Origin of the sequence: Stenotrophomonas sp. SMYL20 (genome assembly GCF_036320045.1) — a bacterium.
Taxonomy (GTDB): domain Bacteria; phylum Pseudomonadota; class Gammaproteobacteria; order Xanthomonadales; family Xanthomonadaceae; genus Stenotrophomonas; species Stenotrophomonas maltophilia_A.
Genome location: NZ_JAWIRT010000002.1, coordinates 108,711 through 132,374, shown reverse-complemented (window position 1 = coordinate 132,374; position 23,664 = coordinate 108,711). Strand labels below are relative to the sequence as shown.

21 protein-coding genes are annotated in these 23,664 nt (G+C 67.3%); 10 read left to right on the top strand and 11 right to left on the bottom strand.

The genetic code is table 11. The features are described 5' to 3' along the window. Positions 1–51: 51 nt before the first annotated feature. From V3B48_RS02175 to V3B48_RS02160, 4 genes are all read right to left on the bottom strand, one after another. Positions 52–774, bottom strand: a complete 723-nt coding sequence (locus V3B48_RS02175) for a pseudouridine synthase (RefSeq protein WP_049424580.1) — start codon at positions 772–774, stop codon at positions 52–54. 34 nt (positions 775–808) lie between these two features. Then, positions 809–2,473, bottom strand: a complete 1,665-nt coding sequence (locus V3B48_RS02170; RefSeq protein ID WP_329893070.1) for a sensor domain-containing diguanylate cyclase — start codon at positions 2,471–2,473, stop codon at positions 809–811. A 109-nt stretch (positions 2,474–2,582) separates the two neighbouring features. Continuing rightward, positions 2,583–5,006, bottom strand: coding sequence for an EAL domain-containing protein (locus V3B48_RS02165; RefSeq protein ID WP_049424576.1), 2,424 nt, complete (start codon positions 5,004–5,006; stop codon positions 2,583–2,585). Positions 5,007–5,232: 226 nt separating this feature from the next. Further along, on the bottom strand, positions 5,233–7,179 hold the full coding sequence (locus tag V3B48_RS02160) for a DEAD/DEAH box helicase (RefSeq protein WP_032128355.1): 1,947 nt from the start codon (positions 7,177–7,179) through the stop codon (positions 5,233–5,235). Between the two features lie 266 nt (positions 7,180–7,445). Between V3B48_RS02160 and V3B48_RS02155 the strand changes: the two genes are divergently transcribed. Next, positions 7,446–7,667, top strand: coding sequence for an RNA-binding S4 domain-containing protein (locus tag V3B48_RS02155; RefSeq protein WP_010486399.1), 222 nt, complete (start codon positions 7,446–7,448; stop codon positions 7,665–7,667). A 25-nt stretch (positions 7,668–7,692) separates the two neighbouring features. Here the strand turns inward: V3B48_RS02155 and ubiM are convergent, their stop codons facing one another. The 4 genes from ubiM to V3B48_RS02135 all read right to left on the bottom strand — a co-directional run bounded on the left by ubiM (position 7,693) and on the right by V3B48_RS02135 (position 11,120). Then, the gene (gene ubiM, locus V3B48_RS02150) at positions 7,693–8,871 is read right to left on the bottom strand and encodes a 5-demethoxyubiquinol-8 5-hydroxylase UbiM (RefSeq protein ID WP_329893069.1); all 1,179 of its coding nucleotides are present in this window, start codon (positions 8,869–8,871) and stop codon (positions 7,693–7,695) included. Between the two features lie 80 nt (positions 8,872–8,951). Then, positions 8,952–9,341 carry an MAPEG family protein gene (locus V3B48_RS02145; protein WP_032128357.1) on the bottom strand — a complete coding sequence of 130 codons (390 nt, stop codon included), beginning with the start codon at positions 9,339–9,341 and terminating at the stop codon, positions 8,952–8,954. Positions 9,342–9,352: 11 nt separating this feature from the next. Further along, positions 9,353–9,898, bottom strand: a complete 546-nt coding sequence (locus tag V3B48_RS02140; protein WP_032128358.1) for a DUF4019 domain-containing protein — start codon at positions 9,896–9,898, stop codon at positions 9,353–9,355. A 58-nt stretch (positions 9,899–9,956) separates the two neighbouring features. Next, positions 9,957–11,120: a hypothetical protein gene (locus V3B48_RS02135; protein ID WP_032128359.1), complete on the bottom strand. Its 1,164-nt coding sequence runs from the start codon at positions 11,118–11,120 to the stop codon at positions 9,957–9,959. A 431-nt stretch (positions 11,121–11,551) separates the two neighbouring features. On the opposite strand from V3B48_RS02135, the gene V3B48_RS02130 reads away from it, so the two are divergent. From V3B48_RS02130 to V3B48_RS02120, 3 genes are all read left to right on the top strand, one after another. Beyond that, positions 11,552–13,030, top strand: a complete 1,479-nt coding sequence (locus tag V3B48_RS02130; protein ID WP_329893068.1) for an AlkA N-terminal domain-containing protein — start codon at positions 11,552–11,554, stop codon at positions 13,028–13,030. Beyond that, positions 13,027–13,518, top strand: coding sequence for a methylated-DNA--[protein]-cysteine S-methyltransferase (locus tag V3B48_RS02125; protein ID WP_012510484.1), 492 nt, complete (start codon positions 13,027–13,029; stop codon positions 13,516–13,518). Before V3B48_RS02130 ends, V3B48_RS02125 begins: the two co-directional genes overlap by 4 nt. A gap of 240 nt (positions 13,519–13,758) precedes the next feature. Continuing rightward, positions 13,759–15,009 (top strand): ectonucleotide pyrophosphatase/phosphodiesterase, encoded by a 1,251-nt coding sequence (locus tag V3B48_RS02120; protein ID WP_180837978.1) that lies wholly within the window; start codon positions 13,759–13,761, stop codon positions 15,007–15,009. Positions 15,010–15,119: 110 nt separating this feature from the next. Here V3B48_RS02120 and V3B48_RS02115 read toward each other — a convergent pair whose 3' ends face one another. Together V3B48_RS02115 and V3B48_RS02110 are read right to left on the bottom strand one after the other, a co-directional pair. Continuing rightward, positions 15,120–15,299, bottom strand: a complete 180-nt coding sequence (locus tag V3B48_RS02115; RefSeq protein ID WP_004150462.1) for a 30S ribosomal protein THX — start codon at positions 15,297–15,299, stop codon at positions 15,120–15,122. Positions 15,300–15,409: 110 nt separating this feature from the next. Continuing rightward, complete coding sequence (locus V3B48_RS02110; RefSeq protein WP_008264835.1) at positions 15,410–15,823, bottom strand: MerC domain-containing protein; 414 nt, start codon at positions 15,821–15,823, stop codon at positions 15,410–15,412. 136 nt (positions 15,824–15,959) lie between these two features. Between V3B48_RS02110 and V3B48_RS02105 the strand changes: the two genes are divergently transcribed. The 6 genes from V3B48_RS02105 (at position 15,960) to V3B48_RS02080 (ending at position 23,133) form a co-directional block, all read left to right on the top strand. Beyond that, positions 15,960–18,170, top strand: a complete 2,211-nt coding sequence (locus tag V3B48_RS02105; protein ID WP_285303679.1) for a TonB-dependent receptor — start codon at positions 15,960–15,962, stop codon at positions 18,168–18,170. Positions 18,171–18,339: 169 nt separating this feature from the next. Beyond that, the gene (locus V3B48_RS02100) at positions 18,340–18,774 is read left to right on the top strand and encodes a hypothetical protein (RefSeq protein ID WP_285303678.1); all 435 of its coding nucleotides are present in this window, start codon (positions 18,340–18,342) and stop codon (positions 18,772–18,774) included. Positions 18,775–18,993: 219 nt separating this feature from the next. Then, positions 18,994–19,560 (top strand): helix-turn-helix domain containing protein, encoded by a 567-nt coding sequence (locus V3B48_RS02095; protein WP_279912876.1) that lies wholly within the window; start codon positions 18,994–18,996, stop codon positions 19,558–19,560. Then, positions 19,560–21,233 (top strand): MFS transporter, encoded by a 1,674-nt coding sequence (locus V3B48_RS02090; RefSeq protein ID WP_329893067.1) that lies wholly within the window; start codon positions 19,560–19,562, stop codon positions 21,231–21,233. Before V3B48_RS02095 ends, V3B48_RS02090 begins: the two co-directional genes overlap by 1 nt. A 10-nt stretch (positions 21,234–21,243) precedes the next feature. Then, positions 21,244–22,404, top strand: a complete 1,161-nt coding sequence (locus V3B48_RS02085; RefSeq protein WP_121503868.1) for an HlyD family secretion protein — start codon at positions 21,244–21,246, stop codon at positions 22,402–22,404. A gap of 75 nt (positions 22,405–22,479) precedes the next feature. After that, complete coding sequence (locus V3B48_RS02080) at positions 22,480–23,133, top strand: hypothetical protein (protein ID WP_329893066.1); 654 nt, start codon at positions 22,480–22,482, stop codon at positions 23,131–23,133. Positions 23,134–23,165: 32 nt separating this feature from the next. On the opposite strand, the gene V3B48_RS02075 is transcribed toward V3B48_RS02080, so the two are convergent. Next, positions 23,166–23,657 (bottom strand): Fur family transcriptional regulator, encoded by a 492-nt coding sequence (locus tag V3B48_RS02075; RefSeq protein WP_004150412.1) that lies wholly within the window; start codon positions 23,655–23,657, stop codon positions 23,166–23,168. Positions 23,658–23,664 lie beyond the last annotated feature (7 nt).

Here is a 23,664-nt window from a genome sequence, read left to right as displayed (position 1 = left end):
GCGCTCATTCGATGCCTGGTGCTGCCGGCCAGCGGCCGGCACTACCGCGCGTTACCAGTCCAGCTGCTTCGGCAGCAGGCCCTGCAGCTCCTGCTCGGTCAGGTTGCGCCACTGGCCCGGCTTCAGCGCACCGATCTTGATGTTGTCGATGCGCACGCGGCGCAGCTGGGTCACGCGATAGCCGAACTCGGCGGCCATCAGGCGGATCTGCCGGTTCAGTCCCTGCTGCAGGGTGATGCGGAAACCGAACTTGGCGATGCGCGAGGTCTTGCACGGCAGCGTCATCTGGTCGTGGATGCGCACGCCGCGCGCCATGCCACGCAGGAACTCGTCGGTGACCGGCTTGTTCACCGCCACCAGGTACTCCTTCTGGTGGCCGTTCTCGGCACGCAGGATCTGGTTGACGATGTCGCCGTTGCTGGTCATCAGGATCAGGCCTTCGGACTCCTTGTCCAGGCGCCCGATCGGGAAGATGCGCTGTTCGTGGCCGACGAAGTCGACGATGTTGCCCTTGACCGAGGTTTCGGTGGTGCAGGTGACGCCCACCGGCTTGTTCAGCGCGATGTAGACGTGGCGGCGGGCGCCGGGCTTGCGTGCCACGCGCGCGCGCAGCGGCTGGCCGTCGACCAGCACCTGGTCTTCCTCGCCCACCACCGCACCGGTGCCGGCCGCGTGGCCGTTGACGGTGACGCGGCGGGCGGCGATCAGGCGATCGGCCTCGCGGCGGGAGCAGAAGCCGGTGTCGGCGATATGTTTGTTGAGTCGGGTGGTCATCGGTCCATTATCCGGCATCGCCGCCCGCTGCGCTTCATGCCGGGGCCGGCGGATCGAGCTCTTCGCCGTCGAACACCCGGTTGCGACCCGCCCGCTTGGCCACGTACATGGCATGGTCGGCCCGCCGCAGCAGCCCGGCCAGGTCATCCTCACCCGGCCGCCACTGCGCCAGTCCGATGCTGGCGGTCACTTCCAGGCCCGGCACCTGCAGGGCCTGGCCGGCTTCGGTGATGCGCTGGCGCAGGCGGTCCAGGCGCGCCGACGCCGCCTCGCGTGGCATGCCCGGCATCAGCAGCAGGAACTCCTCGCCGCCCATCCTCACCACTTCGTCCTGGCTGCGGACTGCCGTGCGCAGGGCTCGCGCTACCGCCACCAGCACCTGGTCGCCCACCGCGTGGCCATGGCGGTCGTTGATGTCCTTGAACAGGTCGATGTCGAGGAAGCCGATCACCAGCGGGCCGCGCTCACGGTCGACCTGTGCCAGGTGACGGGCCAGCTGCTGCAGGCCGGCCCGGCGGTTGGGCAGCCCGGTCAGGCCATCGGTTTCGGCCAGCTGGCGCAGTTCATCGCGCTGCTGGCGCAGCCGGCCCAACCGCTGGTTCATGGCATAGGCGGCCATCATCAGCAGCCAGGTCACCGACAGCTGGAGTGCTTCCACCCGGTACTCCAGCAGCCACCCCGCACTGCTGGCATCGGCTGCGATCATCACCAGCAGTGGCACCAGCGCCGCCAGGCCCGCCAACGCCCAGCAGTCACCGCGCAACCAGGCACGCATGCCAGCGGCCAGTGACAACAGGCAACCGAGGATGAAGGTCAGCTGCAGGCTCTGCGCGACCAGCGCCAGGGTGTCCCAGCGCAGGCACGGCACCAGCGCGGCCAGTCCCATCAGGCCCCACAGCACAGCCTGCTGTGCCGGCCGCGAGCGCGGCAGCAAGCGGTCCCCGCCGTTGAGGCGCCACAGAGCGGGCAGTACCAGCGCCTGGGTCGCGGCGGTCAGCGCCAGCAGCCACCATGCGCCGCGCTCGCCCACCGGCAGCCACGGTTCGGGGTAGCCGCTCAAGCCGCCAAGAACCGCCTGCCACACCACCACCACGATCGTCGCGCCGATGTAGACCAGGAAGCTGCGGTCACGGGTGGTCAGGTAGGCCATCAATGCCGACAGCGCCAGCGCGATCGCCACCGCGATGCAGGCCGCGCGCACCAGCAGGCGGGCGGTATCGTTCTGCTGGACCGGACTGGGCGCCCCCAGCCGCAAGGTTGGCACCCAGCGCGCTTTCAGCGGCGCCTGCCACGACACCAGGAACGGCTCATGGCTGCCTGCCGCTGGCACCGCCACCAGGCCGATGCCGGCGCGGAAGCGCGAATCACGGGTGCGCGCATCGTGCATGTTGCCGCAGATCTCGCGGTCACCATGCTGTACGCGGACTTCGCCAGCGAACACGTTGAACACATCCAGCGCCTGGGGTTGCCCAGACCAGCCCCCGGGCGGCGCCGGTACCTCTACCTGCTCGCGCGGCCCGGCCAGCATCGCGGGCGTACAGCCACGATGGGGTGTCGGTTCGTCCGTCGGTGCGCCAACCAGCAGGAAATCCCGGCCGGCCTCGGCCAGGCGCGCATGCACCAGACCGGGAAGCAACACTCCCATCAGCAGGACGACCAGCAGCGCCCCTGTTTCGTACCGCCACTGCCTGACGCCCACGCCACATCCTGTTCCTGCTTACGTCCGCGCCCACTGCGCGTCGCCCCTGGCGCGCATTATCGCAGCCGGGCACGCAACGCATGTGTAGACCAAAGTCGCCGTGCGCCGTTCAGCCAGCGGCCGGAGGCCCCTTCACCGCCACCAGGCGGACCGGCCTCAGGTCACTCAGGGTCATCCGTTCCAGCGGCTGCGGCCGCTCGATCGCGTAGCCCTGCAGGCCCTGCACGCCGAGCCGGGTCAGTGCGCCAGCCACCTCGGCGGTTTCCACCCATTCGGCCACCACCTCCATCTGCAGTTCCCGCCCGAGCTCGCTGATCGCCCGCACCGTGGCGTGGCTGACCGGGTCGGTGTCCATGTCACGCACGAAGGTGCCGTCGATCTTCAGGATGTCCGCAGGCAGCTGGCGCAGATAGCCGAACGAGGACAGGCCGGAGCCGAAGTCATCCAGTGCCATCCGGCAGCCACGCGCTTTGACCGCATCGATGAAAGCGCGTGCCTGGCTGAGGTTGCTGATCGCCGCGGTCTCGGTGATCTCGAAACACAGTTTCGAGGCCAGCGCGCGGTTGCGCTCGAGCAGGTCGCAGACGAAGGCGAGGAATCCCGGCTCGGCGATCGACTGCGCCGAAACGTTGACGTTGCACAGGCCCAGCTGGCGCACGTGTGCCGGGCAGACCTGCAGGTGGCGGAACAGCAGCCCGAGCACGTGCCGGTCCAGCGCCACCGCCATGCCATAGCGCTCCACCGCCGGCATGAACTGACCGGGCAGATGCAGGCTGCCATCGGTACCACGCATGCGCACCAGCACCTCGTAATGCAGGTAGGACGGATCGCCCACGCGGGCGATGCGCTGCGCGTACAGCAGCATGCGATTCTCCGCCATGGCCAGGCTGACACCCTGCAGACGCTCGGCCTCCTGCCGCCGCTCCTCCAGCGCCATGCGGTTCTCGTTGAAGCAGTGCACGCGGTTGCGACCGGCCTGCTTGGCGGCATAGCAGGCGCTGTCGGCGGCGCTCATCAACCAGTTCGCGTCCGGCGCCTCGGCACTGACCTCGACCACGCCGATGCTGCAGCTCAACTGCGGGCTGCCCTCGCTGATCGGGAACGTGGCCTGGCCCAGGTTGCGGATCACCCGCTGCAGTACCCGCTTGGCTTCATCCTGGCCGGCGTGGGCGAGAAACACCGCGAACTCATCGGCCCCCAGGCGGCCGACCCAATCGCCATCACGCACCGCCGCCACCAGATAGTCGGCGAAACCGCGCAGCATCTGGTCGCCGGCGGCATGACCGAAGCTGTCGTTGACCAGCTTGAAGTGGTCCAGGTTGATGTAGCACAGCGCATGCGTACCACCGTCCGTCCGGACCTGCAGCAGCGCGCGCTCCAGCAGGCGTTCGATCTCGCGGCGGTTGATCAGGCCGGTCAGCGGATCGTGGCTGGCGTGATGCTCGATCTCGCGCGCCAGTGCATGGTTCTGGCTGACATCCTCGATGATCGCGAACACCGACAATCCACCGCCCGAGCTGCGAACCGCGGTACCGCTCCAGCGTCCCCAGACGAGGCTGCCATCGCGCCGGCGGAAACGCAGCTCGCTCGGCCGCAGCTGCCGGTCCCAGTCGATGCGGCCGACACCATCGAGGACCAGTTCCCCCTCCATCAGCAGGTCACCCAGCAGCATCTGCAGCAGCACATCACGCCGGTAGTCGAGGATATCCGCCATCGCCTGGTTGGCCTCGACCACGCGGCCATCGGTGTCGAGCTTCAGCATGCCGACATTGGCCTGGTAGAACGCCGCGCGGAAGCGGCTCTCGTGCTCGGTCAGATCCTTGCCGACACGACGCGCCAGCGCCACTGCCATCAGGCTGATCACCAGCACCGACAGACCGCCAACCATCAGCGTGGCGATCCGGACCATGGTGGCCATCCTCAGCAGCGCCTGCGAGAACGCCTGGGCCTGCACCTGCAGGCGGCGGTCGAGATCCCGCAGCTGCTGCAGGTAGCGATTGCGGTCGGCCACGGGCAGTTCACCTGCCGCATGCCTCCGTTGCAGCTCGGCGACCAGGGCCTGCACAGCCTCCAGATCACCATCGGTCTGCCGCCACAGTGCAGTGGCTTCGCGGAATGCTCCCAGGTCACGGGCGTAGCGGAACGAGAACACCAGGCGTGGAATATCGGCGCGCGCGTTGCCGCCCTGCAGGAAACCCTGCCGGGCCTTCTCCTCGTCCGGTACCGCCTGTTCCAGCGCCAGCCGGGCCTGCAGATCCCCCAACGGAATCCGCAGGGCCTGGCGCGCGTCATCCAGGTCCTGCGCATCGCCACGCGCCAGGTAGCGGCTCAGCGCAGCGGTCGCATCCTGCTGCCCCCGCGACCAGTAGCCTTGGCCGGCAATCCAGGCCGTCGAGGCCGCCTGCAGTTCCTGGATCAACGCGGACAGCGCGACCAACCCGATCGCCATGCCCGTCAACAACGCAAAGCGCAATCCCAGGCCACGGGTCATCGGCACCCGCCGGCTCTGCTGGTCCGTGCCACTTCTACCCATCCCGGATCCCCCCGAATGTGCTGCGGTGACAACCTCCCTTGGAACCGGCCCAGCCTATGACCGGCAATGTGTTTGCCATGCGAAAAGGGGACGGAGGGGATTAAGTCGTTTTCGGCATAAGCGCACTGCCGGGCATAAACGACTTAATCCCCTCCGTCCCCTTTTCCAGGCCCATAACGGACAACGCCAGCCCGGAGGCTGGCGTTGTTCAGGACCGCAGGGCGGCTTAGAAGCTGCGCGGGCCGCGCGGCTTGAAGCCGTCACGACGCGGCGGGCGGCTGTCGCGGTCACCGCCGCGGTCGCCACCGTGGCCACCCGGACCGCCCGGGCCACCGCGACGCGGGCCACCCGGGCCGCCCGGACCACGCTTGTCGAAGCGCGGCTTGAACGGACGCGGGGCCGGGTTGGTGTCTTCACCCGGAGCCAGCGCACGCATCTGCAGCTGCTGGCCGGACACCCACACCTTCTGCAGGTGCGACAGCACGTCCGGCGGCATCTGTGCCGGCAGGTCCAGCAGCGAGAAGTCGTCGTGGATGTCGATGCGGCCGATGAAGCGGCTTTCCAGGCCAGCTTCGTTGGCAATGGCGCCAACGATGTTGGCCGGCTTCACGCCGTGCTGGTGGCCGACCGAAATGCGGTAGGTCTCCATGCCCTGCTCCGGCGCACCACGTGGCGGAACCTCACGGCGCGGACGCTGCTCGAAGCCACCTTCGGCGTCGTCGCGGCGCGGGCCACGCTCGAAGCGCGGACCACGCTCGTTGCGGTCGAAGCGATCGCCACGTTCCGGGCGGTCACCACGGTCGAAGCGTTCGCGCGGTGCGCGCTCTTCACGCGGGGCACGCACCGGCGGCTGCAGCAGGAACGGGGTGTCACCCTGCAGCATCTTGGCCAGCGCGGCAGCCACTTCAATGGCCGGCACGTTCTGCTCGTTCTCGAAACGCTCCAGCAGCTGGCGGTAGAAGTCCAGGCCACCGGCGCCGAGGGTTTCGCTGATGCGCGAGGTGAACTTGTTGATGCGGGTGTCGTTGACCGCTTCCACGCTCGGCAGCTGCATCTCTTCGATCGGCTGGCGGGTAGCGCGCTCGATCTGGCGCAGCATGCCCTTCTCGCGCGGGGTGGCGAACAGGATCGCCTCGCCGCTGCGGCCGGCACGACCCGTACGGCCGATGCGGTGCACGTAGCTTTCGGTGTCGTACGGGATGTCGTAGTTCAGCACGTGGCTGATGCGCTCCACGTCCAGGCCGCGGGCAGCCACGTCGGTGGCGACCAGGATGTCCAGCTTGCCTTCCTTCAGCATGGCGATGGTGCGCTCACGCTGGGCCTGCTGCATGTCACCGTTGATGGCGGCAGCGGCCAGGCCACGGGCCTGCAGCTTGCTGGCCAGTTCCTCGGTGCCGGCCTTGGTGCGCGCGAAGATGATCATCGCGTCGAACGGCTCGACTTCCAGGATGCGGGTCAGCGCGTCCAGCTTGTGCATGCCGCTCACCCACCAGTAACGCTGGCGGATGTTGGCCGAGGTGGTGGTCTTGGCCGCGATGGTCACTTCCACCGGGTCCTGCAGGTAGGTCTGCGCGATGCGGCGGATCTGCGGCGGCATGGTGGCCGAGAACAGGGCCACCTGGCGCTGCTCCGGCAGCTTCTTCAGCACGGCTTCGACGTCGTCGATGAAGCCCATGCGCAGCATTTCATCGGCTTCGTCCAGCACCAGCGTCTTCAGCTCGGACAGGTCCAGGGTGCTGCGGTCCAGGTGGTCGATCACGCGGCCGGGGGTACCGACCACGATGTGCACGCCGCGGCGCAGGGCCGACAGCTGCTGGCCGTACGGCTGGCCGCCGTACACCGGCAGCACGCGGAAGCCCGGGATCTTCGACGAATAGGACTGGAACGCCTCGGCAACCTGGATGGCCAGTTCGCGGGTCGGCGCCAGGATCAGGGCCTGCGGCTTGATCTGCTGCAGATCGATGTTGGACAGTACCGGCAGCGCGAACGCTGCGGTCTTGCCGGTGCCGGTCTGGGCCTGGCCCAGCACGTCGCGACCTTCCAGCATCGCCGGGATGGTAGCGGCCTGGATCGGCGACGGGGTTTCGTAGCCGATGGCGGTGACCGCCTGCATCACGGGCTCGGACAGGCCGAGCTGCGCGAACTGCAGCGGCGCTTGGGAATCTTGGGACATGGGGAACTCCGAAGACACTGCCGTCTTCCTGGCAGTGCGATAAAAAAGGTGATGGTCCGCGCTTTGGGCGCCCTTCTTATCGCGTGCCCTGGCGCTGCTCGGTTGGAGGAGATTTCACTCGCTCAGAGCGGAATCATACCGCATTGATCCTGAACAAGGCGTACAGCTTGCCGTGCGCGTACCGTCATGCCCCAAGCTGGCGCACAATACGCGCCCTCTTCACCGGCCCGGCCGCTGGCTGCGCCCTTCCCCAGGAACCCCGCTCCATGCAGATTCTCGAATTCGACCTCGACGGTGACTACGTCGAACTCAAGCAGCTGCTCAAGCTGGCCGACCTGGTCACCAGTGGCGGCGAGGCCAAGATGGTCATCGGTGACGGCCAGGTGCGGGTCGACGGCGAAGTTGAACTGCGCAAGGCCTGCAAGATCCGCGCAGGCCAGGTGGTCGAGTTCGCCGACAGCCAGATCCGGGTGCTGGCCGCCGGCTGATCTGAACGGGCTGATCTGAACCGGTTCAGGCCACGCGCTGGGTCAGGTGCGAGGCGATCAGCTGCCTGAACGGTGCCACGCCTTGTGCCAGACGCAGGCCCGCCGCGCGCAGCAGCCGCGCCGGGCGGCGATCGTCGGTATACAGGCTGGCGATTGCATTGGTGGCCTCGTACAGCGGCCGCGACGCCAGCCGGTGACCCCGCTGGTAGCTGGCCAGCATGCCGGCCGCGGCAATGTCGGCACCACGTCGCTGCTGCGCGACGATGCCCTGTGCGAGCCGCTGTGCGCTGGCCAGTCCCAGGTTGAAGCCATGCGCGGTGACCGGGTGCATGCCAACGGCGGCATCGCCGATCAGCGCCGAACGCTCGCCGACGAAACGGTGCGCGTACACCCCCACCAGCGGATACGCCTGCGGCGTGGCCACCGGCTGCATCCGGCCCAGGCGGTGCTCAAAGCAACCGCTGATGGCCTCACCGAAGGCCACCTCATCCATCGCCAGCAGCTCCTCGATCTGCCGCGGCGGCAGCGTGATCACCGCCGATGCCTGGCCCTCGTTGAGTGGCAGCAACGCCATCGTGCGGCCGTAGCCGAACCATTCCCAGGCAGTGTGGTGATGATCACGCTCAACCTGCATGCGGCACACCAGCATCGACTTGCCGAAGTCGCGCATCTGCGCGCCGATGCCGAGCATGCGGCGGGTTGCGGAGAAGCGGCTGTCAGCGGCGACCAGCAGGCGCGCATGAAGTTGGCTGCCGTCATCGAGTTTGACCACGTGGCCCTGCACATCGGCCTGCACGCCCAGCACCTTGCGCCCGTCGAACAGTTCCAGGCCGTCCTGGTCCTGCACGGCATCCCATGCGGCGCGGCGGATCAGATGGTTGGGTACCAGCCAGCCCAGCGGCTGACCGTCCACCTGGCTGCTGGCGAAGGTCAGCGCGAATGGCGAGCCGCCGTTCATCACCTTGGCATCGCGCAGCTCAGCGACTTCGGCCTGCGGCAGGCGCTGCCACAGCCCCAGCTGCTCCATGCTCTGCCGCGAGGCATGGGTCAGCGCGATCTCACGGCCATCGAAGGCGGCCTCGGCAAGCGCCTGGCGCGGTTGAACTTCGACCAGCCCGACCTGCAGGCCGCTACCGGCCAGCGCGCGCGCGAAGCACAGACCCGCCGGTCCGGCGCCGACCACCACCACGTCCATCCTGCGCATGCGCGCCTCCTGCCGTTGATTCAGTCCGCGCCAGCATAGCGCCGCGCACCTGACCGGCCTTGATCTGGATCAGGCCGGGATCACAACAACGCGAACACCAGCGCCAGGATCGACAGCAGCGACACTGCCCAGACCAGGCTGCGCACGTAGGGCACGCCCGCGGCATACAGCGGCAGGTAGACCACGCGCGCCCAGAAGTAGGCCTGCGCCGCCAGCGCCGTGGTGTCGTTGCCGCGCCCGGCCACGACCACTGCGATGGCGGCGGCAGCGAAGAAAGGGAACGTCTCCAGGAAGTTGGCCTGCGCACGCTGCAGGCGCCCGGCCAGCGGGCTGAGTGGCCTGGCTTCGCCATCACGCGCCGAGGCATTCCACTTCATCCCACGCTCGCGGGTGACCACGGTGGAGGTAGCGAAGATGTAGACAAAGCCCAGCAGCACCGACCAGGCCAGCATCGTCAGTTCAGTTGCCATCGATCATCTCCTCAGGGTGCCGACGCACGCAGGCTGTAACCGGCCAGGCGCCACACCTGGTCCTCGTCGAAACGGAACGAGACGAGCTCGCGTACCGGCTGCGCGCTGTTGGCGAAACGGGTCGGGAAGCTGACGTTGATGTACAGCCCCTCCGGCACTGCGGCACCGGCGCTGTACTTGACCCGGGTGATGGTCGGCTGGCCACGCCCGGCCAGCGCGCCCAGGCGCGTGCGCTCGGCAGTCAACTGACTGACGAAGGCGGCCTTCGGTACTGCACGGCGCGCGACGGCCGAAGCGCCATCCCACAACTCGCCTGCGCGGTTGGCATCGACCAGCTGCGCCGCCTTCACTGCGGCCGCGCCCATTTCCGCATCCTGCTTCTGCACCTGCGCCTGCTGCGCGGCAGTCAACGCCGGAGCGCCGGCCGTGGCCGGTTTCGCAGCCGCCGGCGATGCCGGTGCGGGGCGCGCGGGTGCCGGTGCAGGCGTGGCCGGCGCGGGTGCCTGCGCCAATGCGGTCAGGGGCAGCAGGGACAGCAGCAGGAGCACGCGCTTCATGGACACCGCCGGTTCTCGGGAAAGAACCGCAGTCTACGCCAGCGCGGTGAGCTGTTCGTCAGCGCGCGTGGGCGCTGCCTTCCACCGCTGCGGCATCGGCCTGCGCGGCAGGCGTGCCGGTGTCTGCTGGCGCCTGTTCGGCCACCGGCGGCGGCTCCGACGGTGCCGGCGGCAACGTTGCCACATCGATTTCCGACAGCGGGCTTTCTTCCGGGCACACCGCATCCGGGAAACCGAAGCGCTGCTTCAGTGCCTGGCCGCAGCTGTTGATCGATTCCATGTCGGCGCCTTCGCGCTTGCACTGCTGGTCGAAGGCGATCAGGAACGCATCCTTGCGCTGCACGAAGTCATCGCCGCAGGCGCGCATCTGCTTGATCCGTTCCAGATCGTCCTGCACCGCGTTGGTGCCATCCAGGCCGTACTGACGCAGCTCGTCCGGCGTCAGCAGGCGCAGGCTGCGGTTGGGCACCGTCATCATCAGGTCGGCCACGCCCACCGCCACGCCGTTGCGCTGCAGGTAGTCCTTCACGTTGTCGTAGACCTCGTGCAGCTCGCGATTGAGCTCAGCGCGCGAAGTGGCCTTGGAACTGATGCGCATCATGCGGTGGATGCCGACCTTTCCCGACAGCAGCCGGTTGTCACCAGCGGCCAGCACGAACACGCAGGCGCTGTGGCAGATCGAGCCTTCGCGCACCCAGATGGTCCAGCCCGATTCACCGATGCTGTCACCGGCGACGATCGCCGATTCCACCTGACCGCCGCTGGAGTCCAGATCGAGGATGCGCTTGTGGATCTTCTGTTCATCGGCGACCACGGCAAGTCGCCACATCATTTCGGCGAAGCCCGGATTGATCTTGCCGGCGTAACGCACCCGCATCAGGCCACGCTCGGCACACGGCGCCAGGGCCTGGGCAATCTGCTCGCGCTGCAGGCCCTCCAGCTCGACGCCATCGCCCGCCTCACCGGCGTACTCGGTACTGCAGCTGACCCAGGCGCGGCCATTCTCCAACTGCGCCTGCGGCCACGGCCGATCCGCCCGGCTGCGCGGCGGCGCCGGCGGTGGCGGTGCGTCAGCCGCATTGATCGACACCATGTTCTCGCCATCGCTGGCCGGCGCCCGCGCCGCCTTGTCGGCAGCCGTCACATTGCCCGGATTCTCCAGCTGACTGCAGCCCGCCAGGGCCAGGCACAACAGGGGCAACCAGCGGAATTTGGCGGACATCGGGCAACCGGGATTCATGGGAGCAAGAGCCACAGTCTACCCGCCCAGGCCGCGCATTCAGCGCGTGGCACTGAACCCCCTCTGACCCTTGGGAAAAAGCGTGTCGACCAAGGTCGACACCTACCAACAGCAAAAGCGTGCCGACCAACGGTCGGCACCCACCAACTGCAGCGACCAACTGTCAGAGGTGGGGCGGTGTGGGCTGACAGGACCGTTGGCGCCATGGATGGCGCCATCGAGCCCCCATGGACGGGTTTACGGCGTGTCCTGACAGCCCACACCGCCCCGCCATCCCACGGACTGCCAGCTTTTGATTGAGACGTTGACGTTGACGTTGCGGGTGCAGGGCTGCAAGCCCTGCCAGCCCCCCCTCCAGCATCCATGTCCGAATCCGGCGAGTATCCCCGCCCTCACACGCCTAGACTGGCGCCATGGACACCGCCCTCGCCCTCGACACCGCCGCCTGCGACCGCGCCCGCCTGGCCCGCGACGCACGCTTCGACGGCGTGTTCTTCACCGCCGTGCGCAGCACCGGCATCTATTGCCGCCCCATGTGCCCGGCACCGCCGCCGAAGCCGCGCAACATCACTTACTACCCGACTGCGGCCGCTGCCGCGGCAGCCGGTTACCGCCCGTGCCTGCGCTGCCGCCCCGAGCTGGCACCGCAGGCGCAGCAGGCACTGGCCGGGCAGACCGTGCAGCGCGCACTGGCCCTGATCCATGGTGGCTTCCTGCAGGAACAGCCGGTAGCCGACCTCGCAGAGAAGATCGGACTCAGCGCGCGCCAGCTGCAGCGCCTGTTCGTCGAACATCTGGGCGCAACGCCAGGGCAGATCCACGCCACCCATCGGCTGCTGCTGGCCAAGCAGCTGCTGACCGAGACCACGCTGCCGGTGACCGACGTCGCGCTGGCCGCCGGCTACAACAGCCTGCGCCGTTTCAATACGGCCTTCCTGCAGGGCTGCGGCATGGCACCGACAGCACTGCGTCGCCAGCACCAGCCGCTGGCCGCCGACGATGGCTGCCTGGTACTGCGTCTGGCATATCGGCCACCACTGGATTTCCCACGCATGCTGGCCTTCCTGCGCAAGCGCAGCCTGCCCGGCATCGAGCTGATCGGCGAAGACAGCTACCAGCGCGTGCTCGGCACACCCGAGCGCCCCACCCTGCTGCGCGTCACTGCCGACCCCAAGCGCCCGGAACTGCGCCTGCAGCTGGGCGCGGTCGATCCGCGCCTGATCCCCGACATCGTCCGCCGTGTGCGTCGCGTATTCGATCTGGATGCCGACCTGCAGCAGGTCCACGCCGCACTGGATGAGGAACCCTTGCTGGCGCGTGGCATCGCCGAGCGTCCCGGGCTGCGCGTACCGGGCGGCTGGGATGGCTTCGAAGTGGGCGTGCGCGCGGTGCTCGGCCAACAGGTCAGCGTGGCCGCGGCCACCACCTTCGCGCGGCGGCTGGTGGATGCCTATGGCGCGCACCTGCCGGGCATGCCGCCGGAGTTCGATCGCCAGTTCCCGGCGCCCGAGGTACTGGCCGAGGCGCCACTGGAATCAATCGGCCTGCCGCGCAGCCGCGCCGCCACCGTGCGTGCGCTTGCCGCCGCCTGTGCCAGTGGCGCGCTCGACTTCGGCCCGGGCCAGGCGCTGGAAGAGTTCGTTTCCCGCTGCGTGGCACTACCCGGCATCGGTCCGTGGACCGCGCAGTACATCGCCTTGCGCGGGCTCGGCCAGCCCGATGCCTTCCCGGCCGGTGACCTGGTACTGCAGCAGGTGCTCGGCCATGCGCAGGGCCAGCGCCTGAGCGAACGCGCGACCGAAGCGCGCTCGCAACCGTGGCGCCCCTGGCGTGCCTATGCCGTGCTGCACCTGTGGCACCTGTCCGGCACTTTCGTTGGAGAACCGACATGACCTTGTTGTTCGACCGTTTCGACAGCCCGATCGGCGTGCTGACCATCGCCGGTGACGAGCGTGGCCTGTCCCACGTGCTGTTCCCGGAAAACCGCCACCCGGCACGCGGCCGCGACGACTGGCACTACGCGCCGGATGCGCTGCCGGAAGCGCGCGAGCAGCTGCTGCAGTTCCTGCACGGTGAACGCAGCAGCTTTGACCTTGAGCTTGCGCCACGCGGCACGCCGTTCCAGCTGCGTGTGTGGCAGGCGCTGGCGTTGATCCCGTTCGGCCAGACCTGGAGCTACCTGCAGCTGGCGCAGCACCTGGGCCAGCCCAGTGCGACCCGCGCCGTCGGCGCTGCCAATGGGCGCAATCCGCTGCCGATCATCCTGCCCTGCCATCGCGTGATCGGCAGCAACGGCGCGCTGACCGGCTTCGGTGGTGGCCTGGAAACCAAGGCCGCGCTGCTGCGACTGGAACAACGCCAGGCCCCGCTGTTCGCCTGAGAGGGCTGGCCGGGCTGCGCCCGGCACCCGCCGTAACCTGGTAGGTGTCGACCTTGGTCGACACGGTAGATCCACGCCATGCATGGATGGAAGCATCAGGAACATGTCTGGAGAAAAGCCCCCTTCTTGTTGAAGGGGGCGCGCCGACAGGCGCGGGGATAAGGAAAAATGCGCGGACACGCTGCGCCCTTCGGCGCAGCGTGTCTTGGGCGCGTCATTGCACCGGCTTATCATGGGCGGATGACTTCCGTACGCCTGACCTGCGCGCTGGCGCTGCTGCTGCCATTGGCCGCCTGCACCACCGCGCCCGCCCCTTCCGCCTCCGCTCCCATCGCTGTCGCTGCGGCTGCGCCGCCGAAGCTGCTGCTCATCTCGATCGACGGCCTGCGCGCCGATGCGCTGGACCGCGGCCTGACCCCGAACCTGCAGCGCCTGATCGACGGCGGCGTGCGTGCACGCTGGATGACCCCGTCCTATCCGTCGCTGACCTTCCCCAACCACTACACCATCGTCACCGGCCTGCGCCCGGACCACCACGGCATCGTCAACAACAGCATGGACGATGAAGCCCTAGGCCGGTTCGAGCTGAGCAACCGTGAGGCGGTCACCACCAGCGGCTGGTGGGGCGGCGAACCGATCTGGGTCGGCGCCGAGAACGCCGGGGTGCGTTCGGCCACCACCTCGTGGCCGGGCAGTGAATCGGAAATCCGTGGTGTGCGCCCCAGCCAATGGCGCGTGTACGACGGCAAGGAACCGCTGGAACAACGCGCGGGCACCGTGCTGGACTGGCTTGCACAGACCGATGCCGACGCACCGCAACTGACCACGCTGTACATGGAGCACGTGGACAAGGCCGGCCACAACTACGGCCCCGAATCGAAGCAGTACGCCGACGCCATCGTGCGCGCTGACCAGATCGTCGGCCAGGTACTCGACGGCCTGCAGCAGCGCGGCCTGGCCGCGACCACCAACGTGATCGTGGTCTCCGACCATGGCATGGCCAGCGTCCCGGTCGGCCAGGTGATCTCCACCGAATCAATGGCCGCCCCGGCCATCGCTCGCAACGTCAGCCAGGGCCAGTCGGTGGGTTTTGCGCCGTTGGCCGGTCACGAAGCCGCAGCCGAGCGCGCCCTGCTCGGTCGTCACGCGCACTACGAGTGCTGGAAGAAAGAGAACCTGCCGCCGCGCCTGCACTACGGCACCCACCCGCGCATTCCCGCCATTGTCTGCATGATGGATGAAGGCTGGGATGCCCTGCACCAGGAGAAGATCGCCAAGCGAGACCATCAGGATCGTGGCTCGCATGGCTACGACAATGCCCTGCCCTCCATGCGCGCGGTATTCGTGGCCAGCGGCCCGTCGTTCCGTCAGGGCCTGGTGATCGATGGCTTCGACAATGTCGACGTCTACCCGCTGCTGGCGCACCTGCTGCAGGTGCCGGCTGCACCGAACGACGGCAATCCGGAAACGCTGAAGAAAACCCTGCGCTGATCGTACGTCATCCGCCGGGCATGGCCCGGCGAACGCAGCAAGCGGAACGACGAGCACAAAAAAACGCGGCGCCAGGCGCCGCGTTTTTCGTTGAACCGGCCTGGGCCGGATCAGGCCTTGGCGACGGCCTTCTTCGCCACAGCCTTCTTCGCCGGAGCCTTGGCCACGGTCTTCTTGGCAACCGGAGCAGCGGCGCCTACGGCGACCTTGCTCGCGGTGTGCGAACGGGCGTTGCCGTAGCTGGCGTTGTAGCGCTTGCCCTTGGCGGTCTTGCGGTCACCCTTACCCATGTCTTCAACTCCTCAAATGTGAAATCTGGTTACCCCGTACTGACACGGGTTCGGCGGGGCCGCCTTGCTGGGCGCCCCCGCGCACGATCGAAAATCCTATCACGGAGCGCCTAGTGCGCGCAGCTGGCGTCGTGCACGTGACCGTGGTTGAGGCGCAGGTTGACCAGATGGGCGACCCCCACCAGCAGGCCGCCGATGGTCATCACCACCGCGTGTGGCACCGCATTGTGGTGCAGCGGGTCGTACAGCACGCCGGCCCACAACGCGACCAGGCCGGGAATCAGGAAGCCCAGCGCACGCAGCGCACCGTGCCGGCGGTAGCCCCAGACCAGGCTGAACAATCCGAGCAGGGTCACGAACACCACCAGCGCCTGTTCCACCCCATCGCTCAGCCAGAACGACAGGCCCAGCGACGGCGCCGCCGCCAGCAGCACGGGGATCACCGCGCAGTGCACCGCGCACAGCATCGAACCAGTGGCGCCGAAACGGTCTAGCAGGTGGCGCAGGCGTGAGGACAGGGACATGACTTCCAGCAGGGTCGGCGAATCGTTATGGAATAATATAACATCTGTTCCCGACCCGCACGGTTTCCCTCCCCCTGTCCCGCTGACGGGATACGTGCGCCCAGCGATTGATACACTGTAACAAAGGACCCGCTCCATGCCCGCCCACACCCCGCGGTTGAAGCCGCATTCCCTCGCTCTGGCCCTCGCCGCCCTGCTGCCTTCGGTTGCCTTTGCCGCCGGCGATGACAGCGCTCATCGTGACCGCCACCTGACTGAACTGTCGTCGGTGCAGGTCACCGCGTCGCCACTGCAGGGCGATGCCGAATCGCTGGCGCGCCCGGTGGAGGTACTGGCCGGCGAACGCCTGGACGAGCAGAAGGCCGGCACCCTCGGCGATACCGTGGCAAAGCTGCCGGGCGTGCAGAGCACGTTCTTCGGCCCCGGCGTCGGCCGCCCGATCATCCGCGGCCAGGAAGGCCCGCGCGTGGCCGTGCTGTCCAATGGCATGGGCAACATGGATGCCTCCACCGTCAGCGCCGACCATGCGACCAGCATCGAGCCGTTCCTGGCCGACCAGATCGAAGTACTGAAGGGCCCGGCCACGTTGCTGTTCGGCAGTGGCGCCATCGGTGGCGCGGTCAATGTGGTGGATGGCCGCATCGCCCGCGAGCTGCCGGAGCGCCCGCTCAGCGGCCGCGCCGAGCTGCGCGGCAATTCGGTGAACAACGAGCGTAGCGGCATGTTCCGCCTCGATGGCGTCAGCGGCAATGTCGTGCTGCACGTGGATGGCCTGGTCCGCAATGGCGATGACTACCGCATCCCCGGCTATGCCGTGATCGACAGCCTTGAAGATCATCACGATCACGATCACGACCATGACCACGCGGGCGAGGAAGGCGAAGAGCCGCGCCGCGGCCGCCTGGACAACAGCTCGATCCGCACCCGCGCCGGCGGTGTCGGCGCAACGTGGCTGGGCGACGGCGGCTACTTCGGCGTATCCGCCAGCACCTACCGCACCAACTACGGCATTCCCAATGGCGCGCACGTGCACGCCGAGGGTGATGATCATGGCCATGACCACGGTCACGACCATGGCGATGAAGAAGAAGGCGGCGACGAGCATGACGTGCGCATCGACATGGTGCAGAACCGCTTCGAGACCAAGGCCGGCATCTACAACCCGGTCTCGTTCCTGAAGAACATCAATGCACGCGTGGCCTACACCGACTACGAACACGTGGAGCTGGAAGCCGGCACGCCGTCCACCCGCTTCACCAACCGTGGCATCGAGGCGCGCCTGGAAGCGGTGCAGCAGCAGATCGGCGGCTGGGACGGCGCGTTCGGTCTGCAGTTCGGCAACAGTGATTTCGGTGCCAAGGGCGAAGAGGCGTTCGTTCCGGATACCGGCACGAAGAACATCGGCCTGTTCGTACTGCAGGAAAAGCAGTTCGGCCCGTTCAAGCTGGAACTGGGCGGCCGCCACGACCAGGTCAAGCTGGACCCGACCGGTGACTATCGCCGCCGCACCTTCGGCGCCACCAACCTGTCTGCGGCCGGCATCTGGAAGCTCAACGATGCCGTTGACCTTCGCATCGGCGTGGACAGCTCCGAGCGTGCACCGACCAACGAAGAGCTGTATGCCGCCGGCGCACACATCGCCACCCGCTCGCTGGAAATCGGTGACGCCAACCTGAAGACCGAGCGCGGCCAGCGCGTGGAACTGGGCATCCACACCCACAGCGAACGCCTGGACTTCTCGGCGTCGGTCTACCAGACCAAATTCAAGGACTTCATCTACCTGGCCGACACCGGCGTTACCGAGGGTCTGCCGGTCCGCGCCTGGACGCAACAGGATGCGGTGTTCCGCGGTGCCGAAGCCGAAGCGCTGGTGCATCTGTTCGAAGGCGGCGCCGGTGATTGGGACCTGCGCGTGTTCGGCGACTACGTGAAGGCCAAGCTGGATGGCAACGGCAGCCGCAACCTCGACATCGCCGTGCCGCATGGCGACCACAACCACAACTACAGCGTGGAGCTGGCCAACACCGGCTACCTGCCGCGCATCGCCCCGGCCCGCGTCGGCGCCGACCTGCGCTGGTCGAAGGACGGCTGGCGCGCCTCGGTCGGTGCGGTCCGCTACAGCCGCCAGAAGGATGTCGCCCAGAACGAAGCGCCGAGCGACGGCTACACCCTGGTCGACGCGCATCTGGCCTACCGCTGGGATCGCAACGCGAGCAACAGCTACGAGGTGTTCCTGGATGGCAGCAACCTGACCAACCGCGAAGTGCGTCCGCATACCTCGCTGCTGCGTGATTACTCGCCACTGCCGGGCCGTGGTGTCGCATTCGGCATCCGCGCGTTCTTCTGACCGGGCTACGCCGTCGGAACGTTACCTAAGGGGGCCGGAAGGCCCCCTTTTTCTGTCGCATATGGCATGAACTGGTGAAAATGGTGCTATGCCTCCGCGACACCATCCGTTGCGCAGCTAGACTCAATCAGGCGTCAATTCAATAGACAAACTGAGCGGAAACACCTGCATGGCCATGAGTCTCGATGCCGAACTGGAAGAACGCCTCCTTGCAACCGCCAAGCGTGGGAGAACCGCTTGGCTGGCCGGCGACATTGCGGAGGCAGAGCATCGCTTCCTTGAAAGCTGGGACATGATTCCGGAGCCGAAATCTGCTTATGACTACGGCCAGATTTCATCGTATGGAATAGCCATCTTCTATCGCGATACCGCTCAGTTTGAAAAGGCCAGAGAGTGGGCGATGGTCGCCAGAGGCATCTATGGAGAAGGCGAAGCCTCGAGCGAGTACATGGATGAACTTGCAGCCACCATCCAGTTCGAATCGGGAAATCTGGATGCGGCCTACGCCTTGTTCGAGCCCCAGTACCGGAAGTACGGCCGTCGCGTCTTCGAGGGCCACAAGAAAGAGTTCATCGCTTTCATCAAGAACAGGAAGAAGACTTGATGAGCGGATCAGCCAGCCACTAGCCAGATCCCTTCTGCGCCAGCTTTTCATCCACGCATGGCGTGGATCTACTGCGTCCTGAAGGAGCGTTCGAGCTTCCGTCTTCGTTCCAGTAGGATCCATCACACACCCGTCACAAAGATGTGCGTACCACAACAAGCGGACAATCCCGTCACTCAAAGTCTCGCCAATCGGACACTTTTGTCCGAAAATAATTCCATGACTGCCCAACGTGCCGATGCTGCTGCCCGCCGTGCCCTCATCCTCGACGCCGCCGATCATGTGTTCGGCCAACACGGTGTCACCGCCCCGCTGGACCTGGTGGTCGAACGCGCCCAGGTGGGCCGCGCCACCCTGTACCGCAACTTCCCCGACCGCACCGCGCTGATCCAGGCACTGCTGCAACGTACGGTCGACCGTATCCGGCGCCAGGTCGAGCAGCTCGGCGACCGCGACGATGCCCTGTTCGAGGTGTTCGAAGGCATGGCCCAGCGCATCATCGATTCGCCGGCATTGGCCGATTACTGGCGCGCGGTGGATTCGGACGTGCCAGCCATGCGCACCGCGCGCGAGACCGTGCGCGATCTGCTGGAAGCACCGATCGCCCGTGCCAAGGCCGCCGGACTGTGCCGTGCCGACCTGGAGAAGACGGACATTTCGCTGATCTCGGGCATGCTGGGCGCAGCCCTGCGCGGCAAGACCCGCGACGAGCGCGCCCACCTGGCCGGGCGTGCCCTGCAGCTGCTGCGCGGGGGTCTCCAGGGAGCAACCCGCGAGGCCCGCTGATGGTCCAGCCGTATCTGAAGCCGGTTCCGGATTGGGAGGAGCACGAGAAGCCGACCATGCCGGGTTCGGCTTCGATGCCCTGGCATCCCCCCTATCGACGCGTGGCCTATGCACTGGTGTCGCTGCTGGTGGCGATCACCGGTGGCCTCGGCAATGCGCTGGTCACCGCCAACCTGCCCTTCCTGCAGGGCCAGCTGGCACTGACCCCGACCCAGGGCAGCTGGCTGGTGGCGGCCTATGCAATGGTCAACGTCACGGCCAACCTGCTGGCCTTCAAGTTCCGCCAGCAGTACGGCATCCGCCTGTTCGCCGAGATCGGGCTGGGGCTGTACGCAGCTCTGGCCGTCCTGCATCTGTTCGTCGGCAGCTTCGAGACCACGATGCTGACCCGTGCCGCCAGCGGCTTCGCCGGCGCGGCCTGTTCGACACTGGGCACGCTGTACATGCTGCAGGCGCTGCCACGACGGTTCACCGGCAATCTGCTGGTGGTTGGCGTGGGCCTCTCGCAGCTGGCGGTGCCGATCGCCTGGATCGTCTCGCCGGGCCTGGTCGATACCGGCCAGTGGCACCAGCTCTACTCGTTTGAAGCCGGGCTGGCCCTGTGCGCGTTCGCGGCAGTGGTGGTGCTGAAGCTGCCGCCCGGCATCCAGGTGAAAGCCTTCGAGCCACTGGACTTCCTCACCTTCGCCCTGCTTGCGCCGGCTGTCGCGCTGCTGGTGATCGTGCTGGCGCAGGGCTACACCCGCTGGTGGCTCAACACGCCATGGCTGGGCTGGGCGCTGGTCGCCTCGATCGTGCTCTCCACCACTGCCTTCATCATCGAACACTACCGGCGCAATCCGCTGCTGCAGATCCGCTGGCTGTCGAAGCTGCCGGTGCTGCACTTCATCGTCGGCGCGTTCCTGATCCGCTTCCTGACCACCGAGCAGTCCTATGGCGTGGTCAACCTGATGCGCACGCTGGGCATGGGCCCGGACCAGATGCGCCCGCTGTTCGTAGTGATCCTCGCGGGCGTGCTCACCGGCATCGCCGGTGCCTCGCTGACCTTCGGCCCGAAGCGGCTGATCGCGCAGCTGCTGATGGCGATCCTGCTGCTCGGCGCTGCCGCCTTCTTCGATCAGCACCGCACCAGCATGGATCGACCGCACGACTTCTACGTCAGCCAGTTCCTGGCCTCGGTCGGTGCCGGCATGTTCATGGGCCCGTTGATCATGCTCGGCATTTCCGCCGCGCTGAAACAGGGCGTGGACCACATGATCACCTTCCTGGTGACGCTGTCGATCACCCAGACGCTGGGCGGCCTGGCCGGTTCGGCGGTGCTGGGTACCTTCCAGCTGCACCGCGAGCAGCTGTACTCCAGCGCGTTGACCAGCCAGCTCGACCCGGCCGATCCGGTGGTGGCACAGCGCCTGCGCCTCCAGCAGCAGCTGTACAGCGCGCAGATCACCGACCCGGTGCTGCGCAGCGCGCAGGGCAGCGCGCAGCTGGCGCAGACCGCGCGCCGCGAAGCCAACGTACGCGGCTTCAATGATGTGTTCACGCTAAGCGGCTGGTTGGCCATCGGCTTCCTGGGCTGGTTGCTGCTGCTGTCGCTGCGCACCGCCGTGCTCAAGCAATGGCGCAAGCGCCACCCCACTTCCCCCGCTGCGGTCACGCCGGCCGCGCCCCGCTGAGTCCTCCTCCATGCCTCCCGTCCCGCCCCGCCCCGACGACATCGACGCCGACAACGTCACTCCACCGCCGCCGACCGATGCGGCGCCTGCGCCCACGCCCGCGACACCGGCTGCCGCGCCGAAGTACCTCAAGCCCAGCGCGCGCAGCGTGGTGGTGATGGTGGTGGTGGCCTTGCTGGGCATTGCGCTGATCCTGCGCGCCTGGCACCTGTGGCCGTTCACCAGCAGCGTGATGGTGACCGACAACGCCTATGTGCGCGGGCAGATCACAGTGATGGCGCCACAGGTGAACGGCTATGTGACCGAAGTGCTGGTGAAGGACTTCCAGCACGTAAGGGAGGGCGAGCCGCTGCTGCGCATCGATGACCGCATCTACACGCAGCGTGTCGCCCAGGCGCAGGCAACGCTGGACAGCGCACGTGCGGCACTGGCCAACTCGGACCAGTCGCAGGCACAGAACCGTGCGCAGATCGCTTCGGCGCACGCCACGCTGTCGGCCGGCCAGGCCGAGCTGCAGCGTTCGCGCAATGAATTGAAACGCTACGAGGAACTGGCTGCGCAGCAACTGGTGTCGGTCAACGACCGCGACAAGTTCCGCACCACCCAGGCCTCGGCACAGGCCAGCGTGCAGCAGTCGCAGGCGCAGATCCGCATCGCCGAGGAAACGCTGGTGTCGACCCAGGTGGCGCGCAAGAGCCTGGAGGCCCAGGTGGAAAGTGCACAGGCACAACTGGAACTGGCTCGCATCGACCTGGCCAACACGGTGATCCACGCACCGCGCGACGGCCAGATCAGCGAAGCCAGCGTGCGCGTGGGCCAATACGTCGCCGCCGGTTCGCAGCTGCTGTTCCTGGTGCCTGACACGCTATGGGTGGTGGCCAACTACAAGGAAGGCCAGACCTGGGGCATGGCGATCGGTCAGCCGGCCACGTTCTCGGTGGACGCGTTCCAGGGCCAGGTGCTGCGCGGCCGCGTGCAGGAGATCGCACCCGCCACAGGTTCGGAGTTCAGCGTGCTGCGCCCGGACAACGCCAGCGGCAACTTCACCAAGGTGGTGCAACGGCTGCCGGTGCGGATATCGATCAATGAAGGTCAGACGCTGGCCGCGCAGCTGCGGCCCGGCATGTCGGTGATCGTGCGGGTGGATACCCGGTCCAAGCCGATGGACTAGGGTGCAGGCTGCTGGCTGCCTTCACCCCATTGATCCGCTACCGTTGCGGATCTGGGTCAGGATCGCTGGAAGACGATGAAATTCACGACACTGGCCAGGCGGGCGGCCAAGGACACGCTGGAAGCGGAAGATCTGATCGCCTTCGTGCAGGAGCACGGCGCCGAAGGTGGCGAGGAGATTGAGCGGCTGCGGATACTGCACGGTTGGCCGGATGATGGCCTGCTGGGCGATGGTAGCCGGGTCGTACCGTTCGGCGGCTGGGCCAAGGCCTGCACCGCCTGGGGACGCCAGGGCGTGGAAGGCCTGCGCGATATGCTGGGTGACCCCCAGCTGGCAGTGTTCGCGCTCGGCACACTGGCCGATGTGGGTGGCCCCGCCGCCATTGCCATCCTGCTGGACTTTGCCGAACGCGCTGACTGGTCGCGTGCGGGCACACCGCGTGATCTGCCCTGCCAGGCGCTTTACTGCCTCAATACCGCGCTTTCGGGGAAGACCGGCGTTGAGGTTACACCCGGCATGCAGGCGTCGATGCTGCGTATCGCCAAGCTCATCTGGGACGCCAGGGTGCCCAATGTGCATTTCCTGGCGCAGGCACTGTATTTCGTGCGCCGTGCCGACCCGGTACCAGCGCTCGCCTGGGTCGAGCAGTTGCGGGTGGACGACCCTGTGCTGGTCGACGCACAGCGCAGCGTCCTGAAGCGTCTGAAAGAGCACGCCGCCCGGGACTGAGCGTACGGCCCAGTCCGGGTACGCGCCGCGACTCAGCCCGCGCAGCGCGCGCAGAGGCCGTGCACTTCCAGGGTCTGCGCCTGCGGCTGGAAGCCCAGCTCCTTGGCACGCTTCTCCAGCTGGGTGACGATCTCGCGGTCTTCCAGCTCCACCGCGCTGTGGCAGCTGTTGCAGATCAGGAACGGCACCGAGTGCGCGGCACTGCTGGGATGGTGGCAGGCCACGAAGGCATTGACCGATTCCAGCTTGTGCACGAAGCCATTGGCCATCAGGAAGTCCAGCGCACGGTACACGGTGGGCGGGGCATCAGCGCCCACGCCCTTGCCGTTGCGCACCCATTCCAGCAGCTCGTAGGCCTTGACCGGCTTGCCGGCCTCGGCGATCAGCTTCAGCACGTTGGCGCGGATCGGGGTCAGGCGCAGCCCGCGTTCGCGCGAGACACGCTCGACCACCGCCACGAAATCCGACGCGTCGTGGACGTGGTGGTGCGGGGCGGTACAGGCAGTGGCGGTCTTGGCGGGCATGCGTGTT

Bases quoted from the DNA above. Each gene is read 5' to 3' on its own strand.
- V3B48_RS02175 (WP_049424580.1), bottom strand. From the start codon at position 774: ATGACCACCCGACTCAACAAACATATCGCCGACACCGGCTTCTGCTCC.
- V3B48_RS02165 (WP_049424576.1), bottom strand. From the start codon at position 5,006: ATGGGTAGAAGTGGCACGGACCAGCAGAGCCGGCGGGTGCCGATGACC.
- V3B48_RS02160 (WP_032128355.1), bottom strand. From the start codon at position 7,179: ATGTCCCAAGATTCCCAAGCGCCGCTGCAGTTCGCGCAGCTCGGCCTG.
- V3B48_RS02155 (WP_010486399.1), top strand. From the start codon at position 7,446: ATGCAGATTCTCGAATTCGACCTCGACGGTGACTACGTCGAACTCAAG.
- ubiM (WP_329893069.1), bottom strand. From the start codon at position 8,871: ATGCGCAGGATGGACGTGGTGGTGGTCGGCGCCGGACCGGCGGGTCTG.
- V3B48_RS02145 (WP_032128357.1), bottom strand. From the start codon at position 9,341: ATGGCAACTGAACTGACGATGCTGGCCTGGTCGGTGCTGCTGGGCTTT.
- V3B48_RS02140 (WP_032128358.1), bottom strand. From the start codon at position 9,898: ATGAAGCGCGTGCTCCTGCTGCTGTCCCTGCTGCCCCTGACCGCATTG.
- V3B48_RS02135 (WP_032128359.1), bottom strand. From the start codon at position 11,120: ATGTCCGCCAAATTCCGCTGGTTGCCCCTGTTGTGCCTGGCCCTGGCG.
- V3B48_RS02130 (WP_329893068.1), top strand. From the start codon at position 11,552: ATGGACACCGCCCTCGCCCTCGACACCGCCGCCTGCGACCGCGCCCGC.
- V3B48_RS02125 (WP_012510484.1), top strand. From the start codon at position 13,027: ATGACCTTGTTGTTCGACCGTTTCGACAGCCCGATCGGCGTGCTGACC.
- V3B48_RS02120 (WP_180837978.1), top strand. From the start codon at position 13,759: ATGACTTCCGTACGCCTGACCTGCGCGCTGGCGCTGCTGCTGCCATTG.
- V3B48_RS02115 (WP_004150462.1), bottom strand. From the start codon at position 15,299: ATGGGTAAGGGTGACCGCAAGACCGCCAAGGGCAAGCGCTACAACGCC.
- V3B48_RS02110 (WP_008264835.1), bottom strand. From the start codon at position 15,823: ATGTCCCTGTCCTCACGCCTGCGCCACCTGCTAGACCGTTTCGGCGCC.
- V3B48_RS02105 (WP_285303679.1), top strand. From the start codon at position 15,960: ATGCCCGCCCACACCCCGCGGTTGAAGCCGCATTCCCTCGCTCTGGCC.
- V3B48_RS02100 (WP_285303678.1), top strand. From the start codon at position 18,340: ATGGCCATGAGTCTCGATGCCGAACTGGAAGAACGCCTCCTTGCAACC.
- V3B48_RS02095 (WP_279912876.1), top strand. From the start codon at position 18,994: ATGACTGCCCAACGTGCCGATGCTGCTGCCCGCCGTGCCCTCATCCTC.
- V3B48_RS02090 (WP_329893067.1), top strand. From the start codon at position 19,560: ATGGTCCAGCCGTATCTGAAGCCGGTTCCGGATTGGGAGGAGCACGAG.
- V3B48_RS02085 (WP_121503868.1), top strand. From the start codon at position 21,244: ATGCCTCCCGTCCCGCCCCGCCCCGACGACATCGACGCCGACAACGTC.
- V3B48_RS02080 (WP_329893066.1), top strand. From the start codon at position 22,480: ATGAAATTCACGACACTGGCCAGGCGGGCGGCCAAGGACACGCTGGAA.
- V3B48_RS02075 (WP_004150412.1), bottom strand. From the start codon at position 23,657: ATGCCCGCCAAGACCGCCACTGCCTGTACCGCCCCGCACCACCACGTC.